Genomic DNA, 17,301 nt, shown 5'->3' on the forward strand with positions numbered 1-17,301 from the left:
TCAAGGTCACTAACGTGTTTCGAGCTTGCTGCCCTAGTCGGAATCCCGATAGCTCGTACTCGGGGCCCTCGGTTCGCCGTCGGAACCCTTCGGCTCGCCTTCCGAAATCGTCGTCACCGGCGTCGCCTCGGGCTTCGGCTTCGCCTTCCGCTTGTCCGGATCTCGGGAACCCGCCTGCGGCAGTAAGGGTTCCCCCAGGGTGAACTTGACGTCCACATCGGCCTCGGGACCCTCGACCCCGACTTCCTCGTCCGGCGAGGGCATCAGGACGGCCTTGGGCCGCTTGCGTTTTCGCTTGTCGTCCTTCTTGCGATCCTTCTTGCGGTCCTTGGGGCCCTTGGATTCGGCCGTCTCCGGACCACCACCCATACCACCCATACCACCAGAACCGCCGAAACCCGAACCGCCCGAGCCCGGCATGCTCTGGTCGTCGAACCCATTCGGGCTCTGGGCGTTCGGATCGCTCTGGGTGAGCGGATCGCTCCGGTTCGACGGGTCCGGGGAACCGGTCCCGTCGTCCAGCAAACCAGGGGAACCGTGGTGGGCGCCGTTGCTGCCGTCATCGCTGGTGACGTCGGCCATCGACTTGTTCGCGTCGGCTCCGTACGGTGATCCCGGCTGCTGATCGCCTGTTCCGTCCGTGCCCGAGCCTGTGCCGTCCGTGCCGGAACCCGTACCGCCCGTGGCCGAACCCGTACCGCCCGTGCCGGAACCTGTGCCGTCCGTGCCCGTCCCATCGGTGCCGGAACCTGTTCGGTCGCTGCCGGACCCGGTTCCATCGGTGCCGGAACCCGTTCCGTCCGTGGTGGATCCGGGCCCGCCCGCGCCGGAACCGGTTCCGCCCGATCCCGATCCGGTGCCGCCGCTGCCCGTCCCCGAGGACGATCCGCCCGCACCCGAGCCGGATGCGTCCTGGGAACCGAGCGGGTTCCGCAACGCGTCGAGCAGTCCGGTCCCCGAAAGCGATTGCAGGCCGTTCTGTCCGGTGAGCGCGTTGAGCAGCGCGTTCAGGGCCGGAGTGGCCGAGTTCAGCAGATTCGACAGGCCCGGCGAACCTGGAGCGCCCAGGCCCGAGGTCCCCTGACCGCCCAGCCCCGACAGATTGCCGAGTCCCGACAGGCCGTTCAGACCCGACAGGCCGTTCAGCCCGGAAAGCATGTTGTTCAGACCCGCCAGTCCACCGGGACCGTTCAATCCCGACAGCAGGCTCGCCAGGCCGAGTGGCCCGCCGCCACCCGTCGAACCGAGCAGATCCGACATCGCCGACGGCGACAGATGCGACAGGCCCGCCAGCCCCGACAGTTGCGACGGCGACAGTCCGGACAGTCCGCCGAGGCTCGAAAGTCCCGGCAGGTTGGCCAGATTCGACAGCCCGGCAAGTTGCGCGGAGTTCAATCCCCGCAGCCCCGCGGCCAGGTGCTCGGCCGCCGCTCGCTGGGCCGCGGCGGCGGCCTGGTGCGCCTCCGCCGCGCGGGCGGCGGCCTGCTGGGCGGCAGCCGACGAGGGGCCCGACACACCCGCCAGATCCCTGGCAGCCCGGCGCGCGGCCCGGTCCAGACCCGACAGATCCGGGCCGGAGTGGTGACCGCCGCCGTATCCGCCGCCGCCCCAGTTGCTCGTCCACGGCGGATTCCAGTGGAACGGCGGCGGCTGGAAGTTCGGCGGCGGCACGAAGGGCGGCGGCGGCACGAAGGGGGGCGGCGGCAGATACGGTGGCGGTATTTCCAGTGGCGGCGGCGGGGGCGGCACCAGATCGGCTTCCGGGATGAACTGGACGGGAAACGGTCCCATCGGCGCGACGAACATCACCGGTTCCGGCGGCGGCGCGGGCAGCACCAGCCGGGAACGGAACGGAGTGGTGAGACTGCCACCCTCGACGAACGGGCTGTCCCGGTCCACCGGCGGCTGCTTCACCCCGTCCGAATCGTTGACGTGCACCTTTCCGTTCTCGTCGACGGTCCAGGTGGTGCCGTCCGGACGGCTGCCCCAGGAGGTGCCGTCCTCGGCCGTGATCCGCACCGAACCATCCGCGCGGACCTCCCGGACCGACCCGCCGGGCTCGGCGACCCCGACCATCCCGTCCGGCCTGGTCTCACGCGAAATACCTTGCAGGTCGGTGAATTTCACCCCGCCCTTGCCGACTTCGGACACCGACTCGCCGTGGAACACCTTGAACCCGGTGGAGGTGTGCTCCAGTATCGCGCCGTTGGAGAGTTCGACGGTCCCGTGCAACGACTCGACGGGCGAACCGCCTTTCAGCGCCTCACCATCGGGCCCGGTGACGATGACCTTGCCCTTGGCGTCCTTCTCGAAGGTGGTGCCGTTCGGATCGGTGACCCTGACGGTGCCCTTCGGGTCCACCCGCAGCCCGGTGCCGTCGGGCCGGTCGAGCGTCACCGGCTGCCGCTGCGGTCCGGTCATCCGGTCCCGGAATCCCGTCGGTACCGGCGATTTGGGCACGGTGGTGGTCGAGCCGTCCGGATACGTGGTCTTGCGCCCGCCGAACGGATTCGAGACGTCGCCGATCGAGTGGGTGGTGCCGTCCGGATCCTTCACCGTCACCGCGCCGTCGGTGTGCAGTGTCTGCTCGGTGCCGTCGTGCGTCGTGACCACGGTCGGGGAGTCCGGGCCCTTCTGCACCGCGGTGCCGTCCGGCTTGGACAGCGTGGTGTGGCCGTCCGGCTGCTCGAAATGCGTTGTGCCGTCGGTCTTGACGGTGGTTACGGTGCCGTCGGGCGTCCGGGTGCGCACGGTTCCGTCGGGACCGATCGCGTGGGTCGTGGTGTCGGGCCGGTCGAAGGAGATCGAGCGATCGGGATCGATGGTGATCGTGCGCTGCGGATCGCCCGGGTGCCCGAACGTGATGTTCTTGTCCTTGTCGACGGTGAAGTGCGTGCCGTCCGGTGCGGTGATGTGCACTTCGTCGCCGCTCTTGTTCCAGGCCGCGACGCTGCCCTGCCACCCGGACTTGGACCCCGATTCCCTTCCGCTGGAACCGAACCCGGTCTTCGTGCCGTCCTCGGCCACGAAATCCGCGGAACCGTTGCGCTTGATCGTGATCGTCGAGCCGTCGGCTGCGGTGGTCTTGACCGTGCCGTTGGGCTGCACCTCGACCGTGACCGATTTCCCGTCCCGGCCGAAGAATTCGACGCTGTGGTCGTTGGTCTTCGGCGTCGAGTAACTCGGGGTGATCCGGCTGAGGAGACCGGGCTTGCCCGCCGGCGCCGGCGGATGGACGGTGAAGCGATGCGGATCGTCTCCGCTGCGTCCCACCTGAATCGGGCCGCCGTCGGATTTGATCAGGTGCGACGTGCCGTCGGTGGAGCTGGCGAGCAGATCGCCGGCGGAGTTCTTGTTCCAGGATCCGCGATCGGTCTGCACGATGTGGGTGCTGCCGTCGGGGTGGGTGACGATCGTAGGGCGGTCCGGACCGAATTCGACCTTGCCGCCGTCCGGGGTGTGGATGGTGTGCTGTCCCGACGGGGACGCGAATTCGGTTGTGCCGTCCGGTTTCACGGTGGTGGTCGAGCCATCGGGGCCGGTGGTGCGCACCCCGCCGCCGGAGAGCGTGGTGTGCGTCGTCTGATCCGGGCGGCCGAAGGTCTGCTCCTCGAACTTACCCGCGCCCTTGCCGGGTTCGCCTGCGGGACTCCCGGTTTCGTGGCCGTCCGGACCGACGAGCCGAACCGTCTTGCCGTCCGGCGAGATCGAGATCCCGTGTTCGTCCCCGGGGCGCACGACCGTGATGCTGCCCTCGGAGTCGACGGTGTGCCGGGTGCCGTCGTGCGAGGTGGCGGTGAAGGTGCCGTCGTCGTTCTTCGTCCAACTGTGCCGGTCGGTCGGGACGATGTGCTCGGTGCCGTCCGGCCTGGTGACGATGGTGGGTTGTCCCGGTTCGGTTTCCACCTTCGTGCCGTCCGGGCGGTAGGTGGTCTTCTTGCCGTTCCCGGCGTTGACCTCGGTTTCGCCGTTCGGTTTGACGGTGACGTCGGACCCGTTCGGGCCCGGGATCCGGACCGAACCGTCCCGACCGAAGTTGTGCGGTGCGGCGGATCCGCCGCCTTCGACGCCGCCGTGCACGCCGACGAATACGAAGCCGTCCTGTACCTGGACCTCGGTACCGTCCGGCAGGCGGACGGTGATGCTGCCGTCCTTGTTCCGCTTCCAGGTGGGGTTGTCGTTGTCCTGCGAGTCGCCGCGGTTGGTCCCGGGGGCGGGTTCGGTGTGCGAGCCGCCGCCGTCGTCGCCGGACCGGGATCCATAGGGGGCCAACGGCGGATCGGATCGGTTCGACCCGCCGCCGACCCCGGCGCGGGGGCCGTTGCCGGTGGTGACCGGATCGTCGTTCGAGCCGCGGCCGCCGGACTGGGTGGAGGTGGTCGTGCCGTCGCCGAGGGGCCGGCCGCCGGAGTTTCCGGTATTGGGCGAGCCGGTCGCCGGAGCAGCGCCGACTCGCACCGGGGTGGAGGTTCCGTCGCCGGTCAGGTTGACCGCCGGGCGCGGGCCGCTCTGCAGCGACGAGCCGCCCGGCGTGTTCTTGACCGAGGCCGCGATCGGATTGCGCGTACCGGTGCCGCCGCTGTCGCCGAGGGATGCGGTGGAGTTGGACGCCCGGATCGGCGTGCTGCTGCTCGTGGTAGCCGCATCGGAGGACGAAACCGGCCGTATCGCACTGGAATTCGTCGACAGGTCGGAGCCGAACTGCGATCCGCCCGGGAACGACGGTGTGGCCTTGGGGGTGATCGGGCTCACCGGTGAGAGGTCTTCCGAGTTCCACGGCGAGGTGTCCGACAACGGGCTCACATCGCCGTCGCCCTGACGGGCGAGGTTGAAGGAGCTCACGTCGGTGTTCAGGCGCAGCACCGGACGCGCCGTGGTGCCGTCTCCGGTGCTCCCGGTCGTGGACGAGGACGATCTGATCGGCGAGGACTGCGTGCTGCTGGATCCGGTCGAGGACGTGCTCGTGCTCGACCGGCCGGCCTGGTTACCGGTGCTGCTGCTCGTGTTGTTGTTAGTGGTGGTGACTTCGGTTTTCGAACTCGACTGGGTGACCGGGCCGTCGGTGACTTCGGTTTTCGAACCCGCCTGACCGACCGGACCATCCGTGACGTCCGTCTTCGAACCCGACTGGATGACCGGACCATCGGTGACATCGGTCTTCGAACCCGACTGGATGACCGGACCATCGGTGACATCGGTCTTCGAACCCGACTGGATGACCGGACCATCGGTGACATCGGTCTTCGAGCCGGACTGATTCACCGGCCCTTGCGAGGGCTGCTTCCTGCCGTCCACGCCGAGACCCGTGGACTCGTTGGAAGTCGAATCGGAACGCTGTTGTCCGCCAGCGGAATTCGGCTCCGGCCGGGTATTGCTCTGGGTAGAGCCGGCCGGGGTGGTCGGCTTCTGGTTGTTCGGCAGCGAATCTTCCGAGCCGAAGCCGCGGCTGTTGCCGTTGCCGATCGGGACCTGATTCTGCGAGACCGGATGTTCCTCGTCGAAGCTCCCGCCCCGGGTCGCGCCGTTCGTGCCGCCGCCCGGCGCGAATTCCGTACTGCCGCTGCGATATCCGGTGGAGAACGTCGGCTGGGTATCGTCGCCCCCGCCGCGGGATCCACCGAAGAAGCTCGACCCGGGATCCTCTCCCGCGCCGCGGGTGAAGGAATTCTCGAAACCGCCCTTGGGCGCGAACGTTCCGATCTCGAAGCTCTTGGATCCGGGCGGCGCGACGATGCCGCGGTATCCGCCCAGGCCACCGCCGAGAGCGCCGCGCACCGCGCCGCCGGCCCACCCGGCCCCGTTACCGAACGTGTCGCCCCAGTCGCCGGTGATGCCCGCGGCCACCAAACTCGTGACCGCGTTGCCGAATTCGCCGCCAGCCGCACCGACGAGCATCCCGTGGCCGGTGCGCATCCACGGATTCGTCATCTCCCCGAACAACTTCGCGGACTGCTTGCCGAAGAAGTTGCCGAAGGTCTTGCTCAGGCCGCCGACCCCGGCGCCACCGGCCATCGCGACGCCGAACTCCGTGGCGTTGAAGCTCTTTCGCTTGCCGTCCGCCATCTGTCCCAACTGCACGGCGGCATCGACGCCACCGGAGATGAGCGCGGACTCCAGGATTCGCGCGACCCACCCCTTGGCCAGATTCGCGAACTTCTCACCGAAGATCCGCAGCACGCGCGCGACGATCTGGTCCTCGATCATCCGGGCCAGGAATCGGACCACCAGCCGGGTGGCGCTGACCTCGGCGGCCTCCACCGCGGGTGCGGTCGGCGGGAACAGCCACGCCCAGGCGATCTCGATGGCAAGCATGATCAGCGAGATGATCACCATGAGTTTGGCGGCCTGGACCTGAGTGCCCATGTCGAACGCGGCGTCGCCGACCGAATCCATGTATTTGGCAAGGGTTTCCAGTGAGGAATCACCCTGCAGGATCTGGTCGAACATGCTCGCGATGTTCTCCCCGCCGGTTCCCTGCGGGTAGGCCGAGACCGCTACGCCCTTGGCGGACTGGACTTCCGGGATGACCGCGCGCAGGCCCTCGGCCGCGTCCTTCCAGATATGCGAGACCGCCCAGATCGCGTCTTCATCGCCATCGGGCCATTCGGTTCCCGCGACATACCCCAGCCATCGCAGCTCGGGGGGCAGATAGAGGCTCACGGCGCAACCCGCACCTACCGGTCGGTGTCACTGATCATCGAGCGCGGGCGGATATCCTCGACGTCACCGTAGACCATCGCGGGTTCCTCCTCGCGACGTCGCTCGGGAGCATCCGGCGGTGCGGTCGACGCGGGTGGGACCAACGGCATCAATTCGCCGAGATCCGGTGCGCCGTCGAGCAATTCGGACAGCTTCGGCAACCGCTCCTTGCGCTCGCGCAGCGGCTCCATGAGTTCGCGCGCCATCTTCTGCACCTTGGCCGAGGCCGCCTGGACCGACTGGGTCATCGCGGTGGCGATCTCCTCGTAGGTCAGATCCTTGATGTCGTCGGCGAATTTGGTCGCGATGAGGATGCCATCGGCGTTGACGGTGACCTCGATACGCTTGTCGCACGCGGTGACCGTGGCGGTGAGCCGTGACCGGTTGCGCTGGATCTCGGCGAGGCCGGACATCTGCTCGGCGAACGCCTCCATCATCATCGCGGCATCGGCCTGCAATCGCTCATTGCTCATCGGCAACCTCCACGGATCAATGCTACGGCCGAACCCCCTGAGCCGCACGTCGAGAGCCTCATCCCGGCGCACGCCCAGCAATATCCGGATCGTTGAACCCACTTCCGGTGTTAACGTTCATCATGGCCGGTTCACGGTCGGTTTCGCATCGCAATGCCGAAGTTGCCCAGCCGATCTCCGGTCACATGACGGGAGGGCGACCGGCGACCGGATCGCCCGGGAAACCTCCAGAGAACTCTGGACGAATCGGCAGCGGCGACGAGATGTCCTGAAGGCCAACGACTCTCGGCGTGACATAGCGCACACGACGAGCCGCCTCGCCGGCCCGGCACACCGGCGTGTCCGCCGCAGGCGATACCGCTGGTCGCGGGGCCGTTCGCCGGGCGACGGCCGCGGGCACGCCCGAACGGACGATGCAATACTGGCGCGGTGCGACGCAACCTTGTCATTGTCCGAGCCGGCGATACGTCGATGCACGAGAAGTGGCTGGCCGGGCCGGTGGAGCGGAACTGGGACCTGATCGTCAGCTACTTCGGCGACGACCCGGATCGCTACCGGGTGCCCGACGTGGTGCGAGTGGATGCCAAGGGCCCCAAATGGCCGCCGCTCGGGCAGCTCATCGAGAATCTGGCCACCCTGGTCGGCCAGTACGACTACGTCTGGCTGCCGGACGACGACATCGACGCCGACACCGCCGCGGTCAACCTGATGTTCGACTACTGCGCGGAGTACCAGCTCTCACTGGCGCAGCCCGCGCTGACCCCGGACAGTTCCATCGTCCACCCGATCACCCGGCTCGATCCGCGATACACGTTGCGCTACACCAACTTCGCCGAGGTCATGGCCCCGTGCCTGAGCCGGGAGTTCCTGCGTCGCACCGTCGCGGAATTCGGTGAGACCCAATCGGGTTGGGGTATGGACTACGTGTGGACGACCATGCTCGGCGAGGGTGATATCGCCATCCTCGACGCGGTCCCGATGCGGCACAGCCGGGCTCAGGGCAGCGGTCCGCTCTACGCGGCGGTGCGCGAGGCCGGGGTGGAGGACCCGCGACAGGAGTACGAGGCCTACATGGCCCGCAAGGGCGTGGTCCGGCAGCAGCAGGTGATGTATCGCGGTATCCCGGCGGGCTTCCCGGAACCGCCCGGCCTGACCGCGCGCCGCCTGGTGTGGCAGGCCCCGTCCCCGGAGGCGCTGGACCCGAAGCGCTGTGTCGTACTGGTCCCGGTCGCGGACAAGATCGAACCCGACTGCGCCCGTGGCCTTTTCGAACTCGAGCGGCAGGGGTACACCGTCTGGCGGCTGTACGGCGCGTCGGCGATCGACCAGGCCCGCAGTCAGATGGCCACCGACGCGCTCGCGGCCGGGTTCGAGGAACTGATGTGGATCGATGCCGACATCGACTTCCCGGTCGACGCGGTGAACCGGTTGCGCGCACTGGATCTGCCCGTGGTCTGCGGGGTCTACGCGAAGAAGGGCAGGCGCGAGCTGGTGGTGCACTTCGAGCCCGGCACCGATCATCTGGTGTTCGGCCAGGGCGGCGGCGTGCTGGAGATCAAGTACGCCGCCACCGGATTCCTGCTCACCAAGCGCTGCGTATACGAGAAGATCGAAGCGGCGGAACAACTTCCGACCTGCAACCGGCAGTTCGGCACCCCTACCGTGCCGTACTTCCTGCCGATGGTCGTCGACGACGGCGAGAACCCCTGGTATCTGGGCGAGGACTTCGCCTTCTGCGAGCGGGCCCGGCGCAACGGTTTCTCGATCATGGCCGATACCCGGATTCGCCTGGGCCACATCGGCCGTAACTCCTACAGCTGGGAGGAGGCCGGCACCGACTCGCCTCGCTACGACACCTACACCTACCACCTGCGCCCGCCGAAGGAGCCCGACGCCGAGCAGGTGGCCGAGGCGGCGCCGGACGAGCGGGACGCCGCCGCGGCGCGGCCGGAAACCGGCGACGCACTACCGGCGTCCGGACCGAATTCGTGACCGAGTTTCCCGACGTCACCGGCCCCGCACGTGCCCGGGCGGAGTTCGGCGACCGATGTAATACTGTCGTTGTGCGACGTAACCTTGTCATCGTCCAAGCCACCGAAATATCGCAGCACGAGTCCTGGCTGACCGGTCCGGGCGATCGGAATTGGGATCTGATCGTCAGTTACACCGGCCCCAACGCGAAACGTTTCCGTACTCCGCACGCGGTGCGCATGGATTTCGAGGGCAGGAAATGGCCTCTGGTGCAGCACGTGGTGCGGACCTTGGGCGACAGGCTCGAGCAGTACGACCACATATGGATTCCGGACGACGACCTCCAGGCCGATACGGCATCGATCAATGCGATGTTCGATATCTGCGCCGAATACTCCTTGGCGCTGGCTCAACCATCGCTCACGGCCGACAGTTATGTCGATCACGAGATCAGCCGGGCGGTTCCGGATCACGTTCTGCGATATACGAATTATATCGGCGGTATGGCGCCGTGCTTCGGCCGGGAATTCCTGAATCGGTGCGTACCGGATTTCGGCGCGACGGTCTCGGAACTCGGATTGGCGGCACTGTGGCCGACCATGCTCGGCGAACGCGATATCGCCGTGATCGATCACGCGTCGGTGCGCAACGTCCGCTCGCGCGCGATCCCGCAGCCCGCCACGGACGAGGAGCTCGAGCTGTTCGACCGGCTCGCCGAGCTCGAGGGGACCGATGCGTACGACGACGCCCCCGACGTGGATTTCCGGATCGTGGAATACCGGCGCTTCCTCGATGCCAGGGGCCTGACGCCGGTCGAGCCGCGGGTGCGCGGCGAGGTCGCGGCCGATCCGGACGCGCCGGCCGCACCGCGGCCGCGGCTGGAACCGTTCTGGGTCGCCTCCGATGCTCGCGAACGCCTCGATCCGGCTCGGTGCGCGATTCTGGTACCGGTCGCCGACAGCATCGAACCCGATTGCGCGCGTGGGCTTTTCATGCTCGAGCAGCAGGGGTATCCAGTGTGGCGGGTGTACGGCGCCTCGGGTATCGATCAGGTCCGCAGCCAGATGGCCACCGACGCGCTCGCGGCCGGGTTCGAAGAGTTGATGTGGATCGACGCCGACATGTCCTTCCCGGTCGAGGCGGTGTACCAGCTGCGCTCGCTGGACCTGCCGATCTCCTGCGGCATCTACACCAAGAAGGGACAGCGCGAGCTGGTCGTCCACCTCGAGCCGGGCACCGAGCGGATGACCTTCGGCGAGGGCGGCGGCCTGGCCAAGATCAAGTACGGCGCCACCGGATTCATGCACACCCGGCGGCACCTGTACGACGAGATCCAGGAGCACGAGCAACTGCCCACGTGCAACAAGCATTTCGGCCGCCCGGTCGTGCCGTACTTCCTGCCGATGGCCGTTCCGGTGGGCGATAACTTCTGGTATCTGGGTGAGGATTTCGCGTTCTGCGAGCGTGCGCGCCGCTGCGGTTACGACATCATCGCCGATACCAAGATCCGGTTGGGGCACATCGGTCGGCGGACCTACGGCTGGGAGGACGCGGGCAGTTCGCAGGAACGGTTCGCCAGCTTCACCTTCAACTTCTGAGCTCCCGTTCCGATCCGGCGCGACCGCATCGGGTCGCACGGGGTCAGGGAGCAAACTTCGACGAGGGAGTGAACTTCGATGGACCCGTCGCGCTGTGTCGTGCTGGTGCCGATCGGCGGCTACCTGGAGCCCGAATGCGCCCGGGGGCTGGGACAACTCGAAGCGCGCGGCTACCACGTGCGTGCCGTGCCGCGATACGCCGCGATCGATCAGGGCCGCAGCCAGATGGCGACCGACGCGCTGATGGACGACTACGAAGCGATGATGTGGATCGATTCGGACATCGGCTTCGACGCGGACGCGGTGGATCTGTTGCGCGAGCACGATCTTCCGATCGTGTGCGGGATCTACCCGCGCAAGGGCCGGCGCGAGCTGGCCTGCAAACTGCTTCCCGACACCCCGCGCATCATCTTCGGCGAGGGCGGCGGCCTGCTGGAGATCCGTTACGCGCCAATGGGTTTCTGCTACACCCAGCGCACGGTCTACGAGCAGATGATCGTGCACGAGGAACTTCCGGTGTGCAACAAGCAGTTCGACCGCATCACGGTGCCGTACTTCATGCCGCTGGTCCTGCCCGACGGCGAGGAACACTGGTACATGAGCGCGGAATACTCGTTCTGTGAGCGCGCCCGCCGCAGCGGTTTCCGGGTCATGGCCGACAGCCGGATCCGGCTGGGCCACATCGGGCGGCACACCTATCAGTGGGAGGACGCGGGCACCGAGCAGCCGCGTTACGCCACATACGAGTTCAATCTGCACTGAACCGATCCCGAATACCCGGTAGACTCGAACCAGTTTCCGCACGAGGAGATTTCGCTGTCGTGAGTAACGAGAGAGCCAAGGCCGATCTCGCCGATCTGCTGGACACGGTCAACACCCACATCCGGTCGATCGCGGATGCGCAGCGCCAGCGCACCGAACTCGTCGCCACGGCCACCGCCCAGGAGGGCCGGGTCGAGGTGACCTGCAATGCCGACGGCGTGCCGATCGACATCGTCTTCGCCGACGATATCGACGATCTGGACTACGACGAGATCGCCACGGCGGTGCTGGAAGCCGCGCAGGACGCCGCGGCCTCGGTCGCCCGCCAGGCCGAGGAACTGATCGCGCCGGTGCGCAAGACCCGCTCCCGGCTGCCGAGCCTGTCCTCGATCGTCGCGGATCTGCCGGATCTGCAGGTGAAAGTGCCCGAACCGCAACGTGCGTCGTTCGATCCGCCCTCGGCGCGCAACAAGGAGCAACCGGACCGGGCCCAGCCCTGGTCGGTATCCGACGACGACTGATCGGCCCGGACCGACCGGCCCGTGAGAGCGAGGATCACATGAGCGAACCGGTAGAGCTGAATCCCGACGGACTGCGCAAGGCCGCGACGGAGTTCGACGAGGTCTCCGCCACCACCAAGTCGATTCTGGACAAACTGCAGTCCTCGACCGCCGCCAAGGGCGCGCCCTGGGGCGACGACAAGAACGGCAAGCGGTTCGCCGAGGGCGACAAGGGCTACATCACCAACCGCGACGGGATGTTCCATACGCTCTCGCAGCTGGTATCGGTGTTCACCGACAACGCGAACAATCTGCGGGACTCCGCGAAGACGTTCGAGGACAACGAGAAGACCTCGTCGCAGTAGCGGCTCACACGCCGTCGGGCAGGATGTCGCCCAGCTCCCGGGTGACGTGTTCGAGATAGCGGGCCACGTACTGACCGATCAGGTCGCCGGCCACCTTGCCGGGCATCGACCGCGTCATCGACAGGTGCCCGACGAATTCGGCGACGTCCTGCGCTTTGCGATCGGACCGGCGGAACTCACGCACCGCGGTCCGCTCGAACATGTCCACGAACTGCCGGGCGATGTGATCGCAATCGTCCCGCAACCGCTCGATCTCGTCGAGCACCCGGGTCGGCGGAACGCCCGCGCTCATCAGCTGCGCGGCGATCTCGACCAGGTGCGGATCCTTGACCCGGTACGTGGTGGCGTCCACCGGTTCGTACAGACCGGTGGCCACCACGCGCGCCAGACCGTTCGGGATCTCGCTGTAGCGTTCGGCGAGTTCGGTTGCGGCAACGGTGGTTTCGGTCGCGACAGCAGCCGGTTTGGGTGGCGCCGGCGCGGGCGCGCTCGAGGCGCTCACGCCGAGCACCGCGGCCAGATCATCGCCGCGATCCCACGCCTCGAGCAGGTCGCGCACACCGTTGAGCTTGATGCCGCGGTCGAGCAACCGGCTGATGATCCGCACCCGGTTCAGATGTTCCTCGCTGTAGAAGCCGGTGCGGCCCTTCAACTGCGGGGGCGGCAGCAAACCGCGCTCGTTGTACACGCGCAGCGTGCGCACGGTCATCCCGGCCTCGCGCGCCAACTCGTCGATCGTGAACTCCGATTCCACAGCCATACCTCCAGGAAACCATATGGAAACCCACGTCCACAGTGCCCCGTAACCACCGGGTTTCGGTGAGGGCCATGGGTTTCCATGACGTTACATCTGAACTTACCTCTTGCATGTGCCATTTATCAGCGGTACGTTACACCACACAGCGGTATGATCGGCATCACAAGGAAGGTCCCGCACATGACCACCGTTCAACCTCCTCCGGAGACGCAGGCGCAGACCCTGCACGCCGAGGACGAGGGCTACCATAAGGCCCTGCGCCCACGTCAGATGCAGATGATCGCCATCGGCGGCGCGATCGGCACGGGATTGTTCCTCGGCGCGAGTTCCCGGTTGCACACAGCGGGCGCGAGCCTGTTCCTCGCCTACGCCGTCTGCGGCGTGTTCGTGTTCTTCATACTTCGCGCCCTCGGCGAGCTGGTGCTGCACCGGCCGTCCTCGGGCTCGTTCGTCTCCTACGCCCGGGAGTTCTACGGCGAGAAGCTGGCCTTCGGCGTCGGCTGGATGTACTTCTTCCACTGGTGCATGACCGGCATCGCGGATATCACCGCGATCGCCACCTATATGCACTTCTGGGGCGCGTTCAAGGTCATCCCGCAGTGGCTGATCGCGCTGATCGCACTGGCCATCGTGCTGAGCATCAACATGATCTCGGTGAAGTGGTTCGGTGAGATGGAGTTCTGGGCCGCGTTGATCAAGGTCGTCGCGCTGGTCGGCTTCCTGATCCTGGGCACGGTCTTCCTGGCCGGGCGGTTCACCCTGGCGGGTCAGAGCACCGGCTGGAGCGTCATCAGCCAGCACGGCGGGCTGTTCCCGAACGGCACCTGGCCACTGGTGTTGTCCACCACGGGCGTCGTATTCGCCTATGCCGCCGTCGAATTGATCGGCACCGCGGCCGGCGAGTCGGAGAACCCCGAGAAGGTCATGCCCCGCGCGATCAACTCGGTCATCGCCCGCATCGCGCTGTTCTACGTCGGCTCGCTGGTGCTGCTGTCGCTGCTGATCCCGTGGAACCAGTTCGACCCGAAGGTCAGCCCGTTCGTGACGTTCTTCTCCAAGCTCGGCCTGCACGGCGGCGGCACGCTGATGAACCTGGTGGTCCTGACCGCCGCGTTCTCCAGCCTGAACGCCGGCCTGTATTCGACCGGTCGCATCCTGCGGTCCATGTCGATGAACGGCAGCGCACCGAAGATCGGCTCGCGGATGTCCAGCCGCGGCGTGCCCTACGTGGGCATTCTCGCGACCGGCTGCGTCGCTCTGCTGGGCGTCGGGCTGAACGCGGTCGTGCCGAAGCAGGCGTTCGAGATCGTGATGAACATGTCGGCACTGGGCACCATGTTCGCCTGGACCGCGATCATCCTGTGCCAGCTGCAGCTGTGGCGGTGGTCTCGGGACGGCAAGATCGAACGTCCGTCCTTCCGGCTGGTCGGCGCGCCGTACACCAGCTTCGCGACGCTGATCTTCCTCGCGGCGATCGTGGTGCTGATGGCGATCAGCGGCGACTCGACGCAATGGGGTGCGGTCCTGGCCATGGCCGTGGTCGTGGTTCCGCTGCTGATCGGCGGCTGGTTCCTGGCCCGCAAGCGGGTGCTCGAGCTGGCGGCAGCGCGGGTCGGCTACACCGGGCAGTTCCCGGTGCTCGCCGAGCGTCCGATGGAACACCGGGAGGACAAGTTCTCCAGTCCCAGCGGGAGCTCGGACGATGAGGCACAATCGCACTGATACCCGACGATTCCGGTAACCACCGGAACACCGCCGGGACCGGTCCCCGCCGCTCCGCAGTACGGATCACTCCGGCTGCGGAGCGGTGGGGTTTCCGGGTCACTGCGAGGTTCGAGGTTCTGAGAAGACGAATGGCCGAGAATTCCATCCCGTCCGGCCACCCGAGTCCACCCCCGTGGGCGACGCGCCAGCTGCGCGAGGCCGCCGATACGTCCTATCGGTGGGCGACCCGGCGCACGGTGGTCACCCAGCCCAGTTCCTGGGCGGGGCAGGAGGATTCGGTTCCGGCTGCGTCGGATACCGAGCAGCGCTCACGTCCCGGGGTGCGGCGGGTCGGCGTCGGGCTGGTCACGCTGCCGCGGGTGAGTCCGGTCGATCCGACGGCCGCGGTGTTGCGCGATCCCCAAGTGCCCGAGGACAAACGCTTCTGCTGGAAATGCCAGCATCCGGTCGGGCGCTCCGAGCGCAGCGCTCCCGAACCCACGTCGGGCCTGCGGGCCCACGATGTCTCGGCCGGGACGTGCGAACACTGCGGCTCCCCGTTCAACTTCCGGCCGATGCTCGAACCCGGCGAACTGGTCGCCGATCAGTACGAGGTGCGGGGTTGCCTGGCCTACGGCGGGATGGGCTGGATCTTCCTGGCCCGCGACCGCAATGTCAGCGGACGCTGGGTGGTGTTGAAGGGATTGCAGAATCCCCTGGACATCGAGGCGCACGTGGTGGCGCTGGCCGAACGCCAATTCCTGTCCGAGATGGCTCATCCGGCGATCGTCAAGATCTACAATTTCGTCAAACATCGTGGTGCGGACGGGATTCCGTGCGGCTACATCGTGATGGAGTACGTCGGCGGGCGCTCGCTCAAAACCGAGCTGGACGAGCGCGCCCCCGAATTCCTGCCGGTCGCCGAGGCCGTGGCGTACATGCTCGAAGTGCTTCCGGCACTGGACTATCTGCATTCGTTCGGGTTGGCCTACAACGATCTCAAGCCCGACAACATCATGGTCAGCGAGGACGAGGTCAAGCTGATCGACCTCGGCGCGGTGGCCGCTCGCCGATCCGGCGGCAGTCTGTACGGCACGCCCGGCTATCAGGCGCCCGAATTCACCCGCACCGGTCCGACCGTCGCCTCGGACATCTACACCGTCGGGCGCACCCTGGCCGCGCTGACCATGCGGATGCCCACCGACGCGCACGGCCACAAACTGCCCGGAATCCCTTCCGCCGAGGACGAACCGGTGCTGGCGCGTTATCCGGCGTTCGCACGGCTGGTGCACCGGGCCACCGACCCCGATCCCGCCCAGCGCTTTCCGTCCGCCTATGCGCTGTACCGGCAGTTGCTCGGCGTGCTGCGCGCGGTTCTGGCCGAGGACACAGGTCGGGAATATCCCCAGGTTTCCACCGTGTTCAGCGCGCCGCGCGGGGATTTCGGCATCGATACGCTGATCCGGCAGACCGACGCGATGGTCGACGGCGTGCCTCGCCCGCCGGACCTGGATGCCGCGAATGTCGCTGCGGCCCTTCCAGTTCCGCTGATCGACGCGGAGGATCCCAGCGCGGATCTGCTCTCGCCGCTGCTGCACGGCGAACCGCATCGGGCCCTGGACACCCTGCGCCAAGGCCGGGAGAACATGCGCATCGGCAAGATCGCCATGCCGGAGACCTTCGAACTGGAAGGTGCGCTGACCGAGATCCGCGCCTACCTGGATCTCGGCGAGGTGGAATACGCGCGATCCAAACTGGTGGGCCTGCGTTCGGGATACCGCGTCGACTGGCGCATCGAATGGTATGCCGCGGTCGCCGAACTCATCGACGCGGATTACGAAAAGGCCTATGCGCATTTCGATCTCGTCGCCGATATGGTGCCCGGCGAGGCCGCCCCGCTGCTGGCTCTGGCCGCGACCGCCGAACTGCTGATCGAATCCGACGCCGAGGATACGGATCGGTGGGAGCGCGCCGCGACCGAGCACTATCGCGCGGTGTGGCGCACCAATCACGGAATCGCCAGCGCCGCTTTCGGATTGGCTCGATGCCTGGCCGAGGCGAAGGATCACACCGCCGCCGTCGCCACCCTGCGGCAGATGCCGGAGACCTCGCGTCACCACGATGTGGCCCGGATGACCGCCTGCCTGCTGCTGGTGACCCGGCCGGCCGACGAACTGACCCGCCAGGACCTCGACGACGCCGCGGCGCAGCTGCGCGGTCTGCCCGACGAACCCCGCCTGCAGCAGATGCGGGTTCTGGTCCTGAGTGCGGCGCTGGACTGGCTGCGCCGCGGCGGATCCCCGCCGGACCCGGATTCGACGATCCTGGGCCTGCACTACTCCGACGAGGCGCTGCGCGAGGGAATCGAACTGGCGCTGCGTCATATCGCCCGCACCACACCGCGCCGCCTGCAGCGGTACGCGCTGATCGATCTGGCCAACCGGCTGCGGCCGCGATCGTGGTGGTAGCGGA

10 protein-coding genes are annotated in these 17,301 nt (G+C 67.3%); 7 read left to right on the top strand and 3 right to left on the bottom strand.

What is annotated here, in order from left to right; translation table 11 throughout:
- Positions 1-33: 33 nt before the first annotated feature.
- Both AC5WS7_RS29360 and AC5WS7_RS29365 read right to left on the bottom strand, forming a co-directional pair.
- The gene (locus tag AC5WS7_RS29360) at positions 34-6,660 is read right to left on the bottom strand and encodes a WXG100-like domain-containing protein (RefSeq protein ID WP_495957846.1); all 6,627 of its coding nucleotides are present in this window, start codon (positions 6,658-6,660) and stop codon (positions 34-36) included.
- 14 nt (positions 6,661-6,674) lie between these two features.
- A complete protein-coding gene (locus tag AC5WS7_RS29365; protein WP_495957847.1) occupies positions 6,675-7,172 on the bottom strand; it encodes a YbaB/EbfC family nucleoid-associated protein in 498 nt (165 codons plus the stop codon).
- A gap of 429 nt (positions 7,173-7,601) precedes the next feature.
- Here AC5WS7_RS29365 and AC5WS7_RS29370 point away from each other — a divergent pair, with 429 nt between their 5' ends.
- The 5 genes from AC5WS7_RS29370 to AC5WS7_RS29390 all read left to right on the top strand — a co-directional run bounded on the left by AC5WS7_RS29370 (position 7,602) and on the right by AC5WS7_RS29390 (position 12,368).
- Positions 7,602-9,164, top strand: a complete 1,563-nt coding sequence (locus tag AC5WS7_RS29370; RefSeq protein ID WP_495957848.1) for a hypothetical protein — start codon at positions 7,602-7,604, stop codon at positions 9,162-9,164.
- Between the two features lie 71 nt (positions 9,165-9,235).
- The gene (locus tag AC5WS7_RS29375) at positions 9,236-10,741 is read left to right on the top strand and encodes a hypothetical protein (protein ID WP_495957849.1); all 1,506 of its coding nucleotides are present in this window, start codon (positions 9,236-9,238) and stop codon (positions 10,739-10,741) included.
- Positions 10,742-10,819: 78 nt separating this feature from the next.
- Positions 10,820-11,503, top strand: coding sequence for a hypothetical protein (locus AC5WS7_RS29380; protein ID WP_495957850.1), 684 nt, complete (start codon positions 10,820-10,822; stop codon positions 11,501-11,503).
- Positions 11,504-11,562: 59 nt separating this feature from the next.
- Complete coding sequence (locus AC5WS7_RS29385) at positions 11,563-12,024, top strand: YbaB/EbfC family nucleoid-associated protein (RefSeq protein ID WP_495957851.1); 462 nt, start codon at positions 11,563-11,565, stop codon at positions 12,022-12,024.
- 38 nt (positions 12,025-12,062) lie between these two features.
- The gene (locus AC5WS7_RS29390) at positions 12,063-12,368 is read left to right on the top strand and encodes a WXG100 family type VII secretion target (RefSeq protein WP_495957852.1); all 306 of its coding nucleotides are present in this window, start codon (positions 12,063-12,065) and stop codon (positions 12,366-12,368) included.
- A gap of 4 nt (positions 12,369-12,372) precedes the next feature.
- On the opposite strand, the gene AC5WS7_RS29395 is transcribed toward AC5WS7_RS29390, so the two are convergent.
- Positions 12,373-13,128, bottom strand: coding sequence for a MerR family transcriptional regulator (locus tag AC5WS7_RS29395; RefSeq protein ID WP_495957853.1), 756 nt, complete (start codon positions 13,126-13,128; stop codon positions 12,373-12,375).
- Between the two features lie 177 nt (positions 13,129-13,305).
- Here AC5WS7_RS29395 and AC5WS7_RS29400 point away from each other — a divergent pair, with 177 nt between their 5' ends.
- Positions 13,306-14,847: an amino acid permease gene (locus AC5WS7_RS29400; protein WP_495957854.1), complete on the top strand. Its 1,542-nt coding sequence runs from the start codon at positions 13,306-13,308 to the stop codon at positions 14,845-14,847.
- A gap of 131 nt (positions 14,848-14,978) precedes the next feature.
- Positions 14,979-17,297 (top strand): serine/threonine-protein kinase, encoded by a 2,319-nt coding sequence (locus tag AC5WS7_RS29405; protein WP_495957855.1) that lies wholly within the window; start codon positions 14,979-14,981, stop codon positions 17,295-17,297.
- Positions 17,298-17,301: the final 4 nt, after the last annotated feature.

Source organism: Nocardia sp. PLKS1-43, from assembly GCF_059510335.1.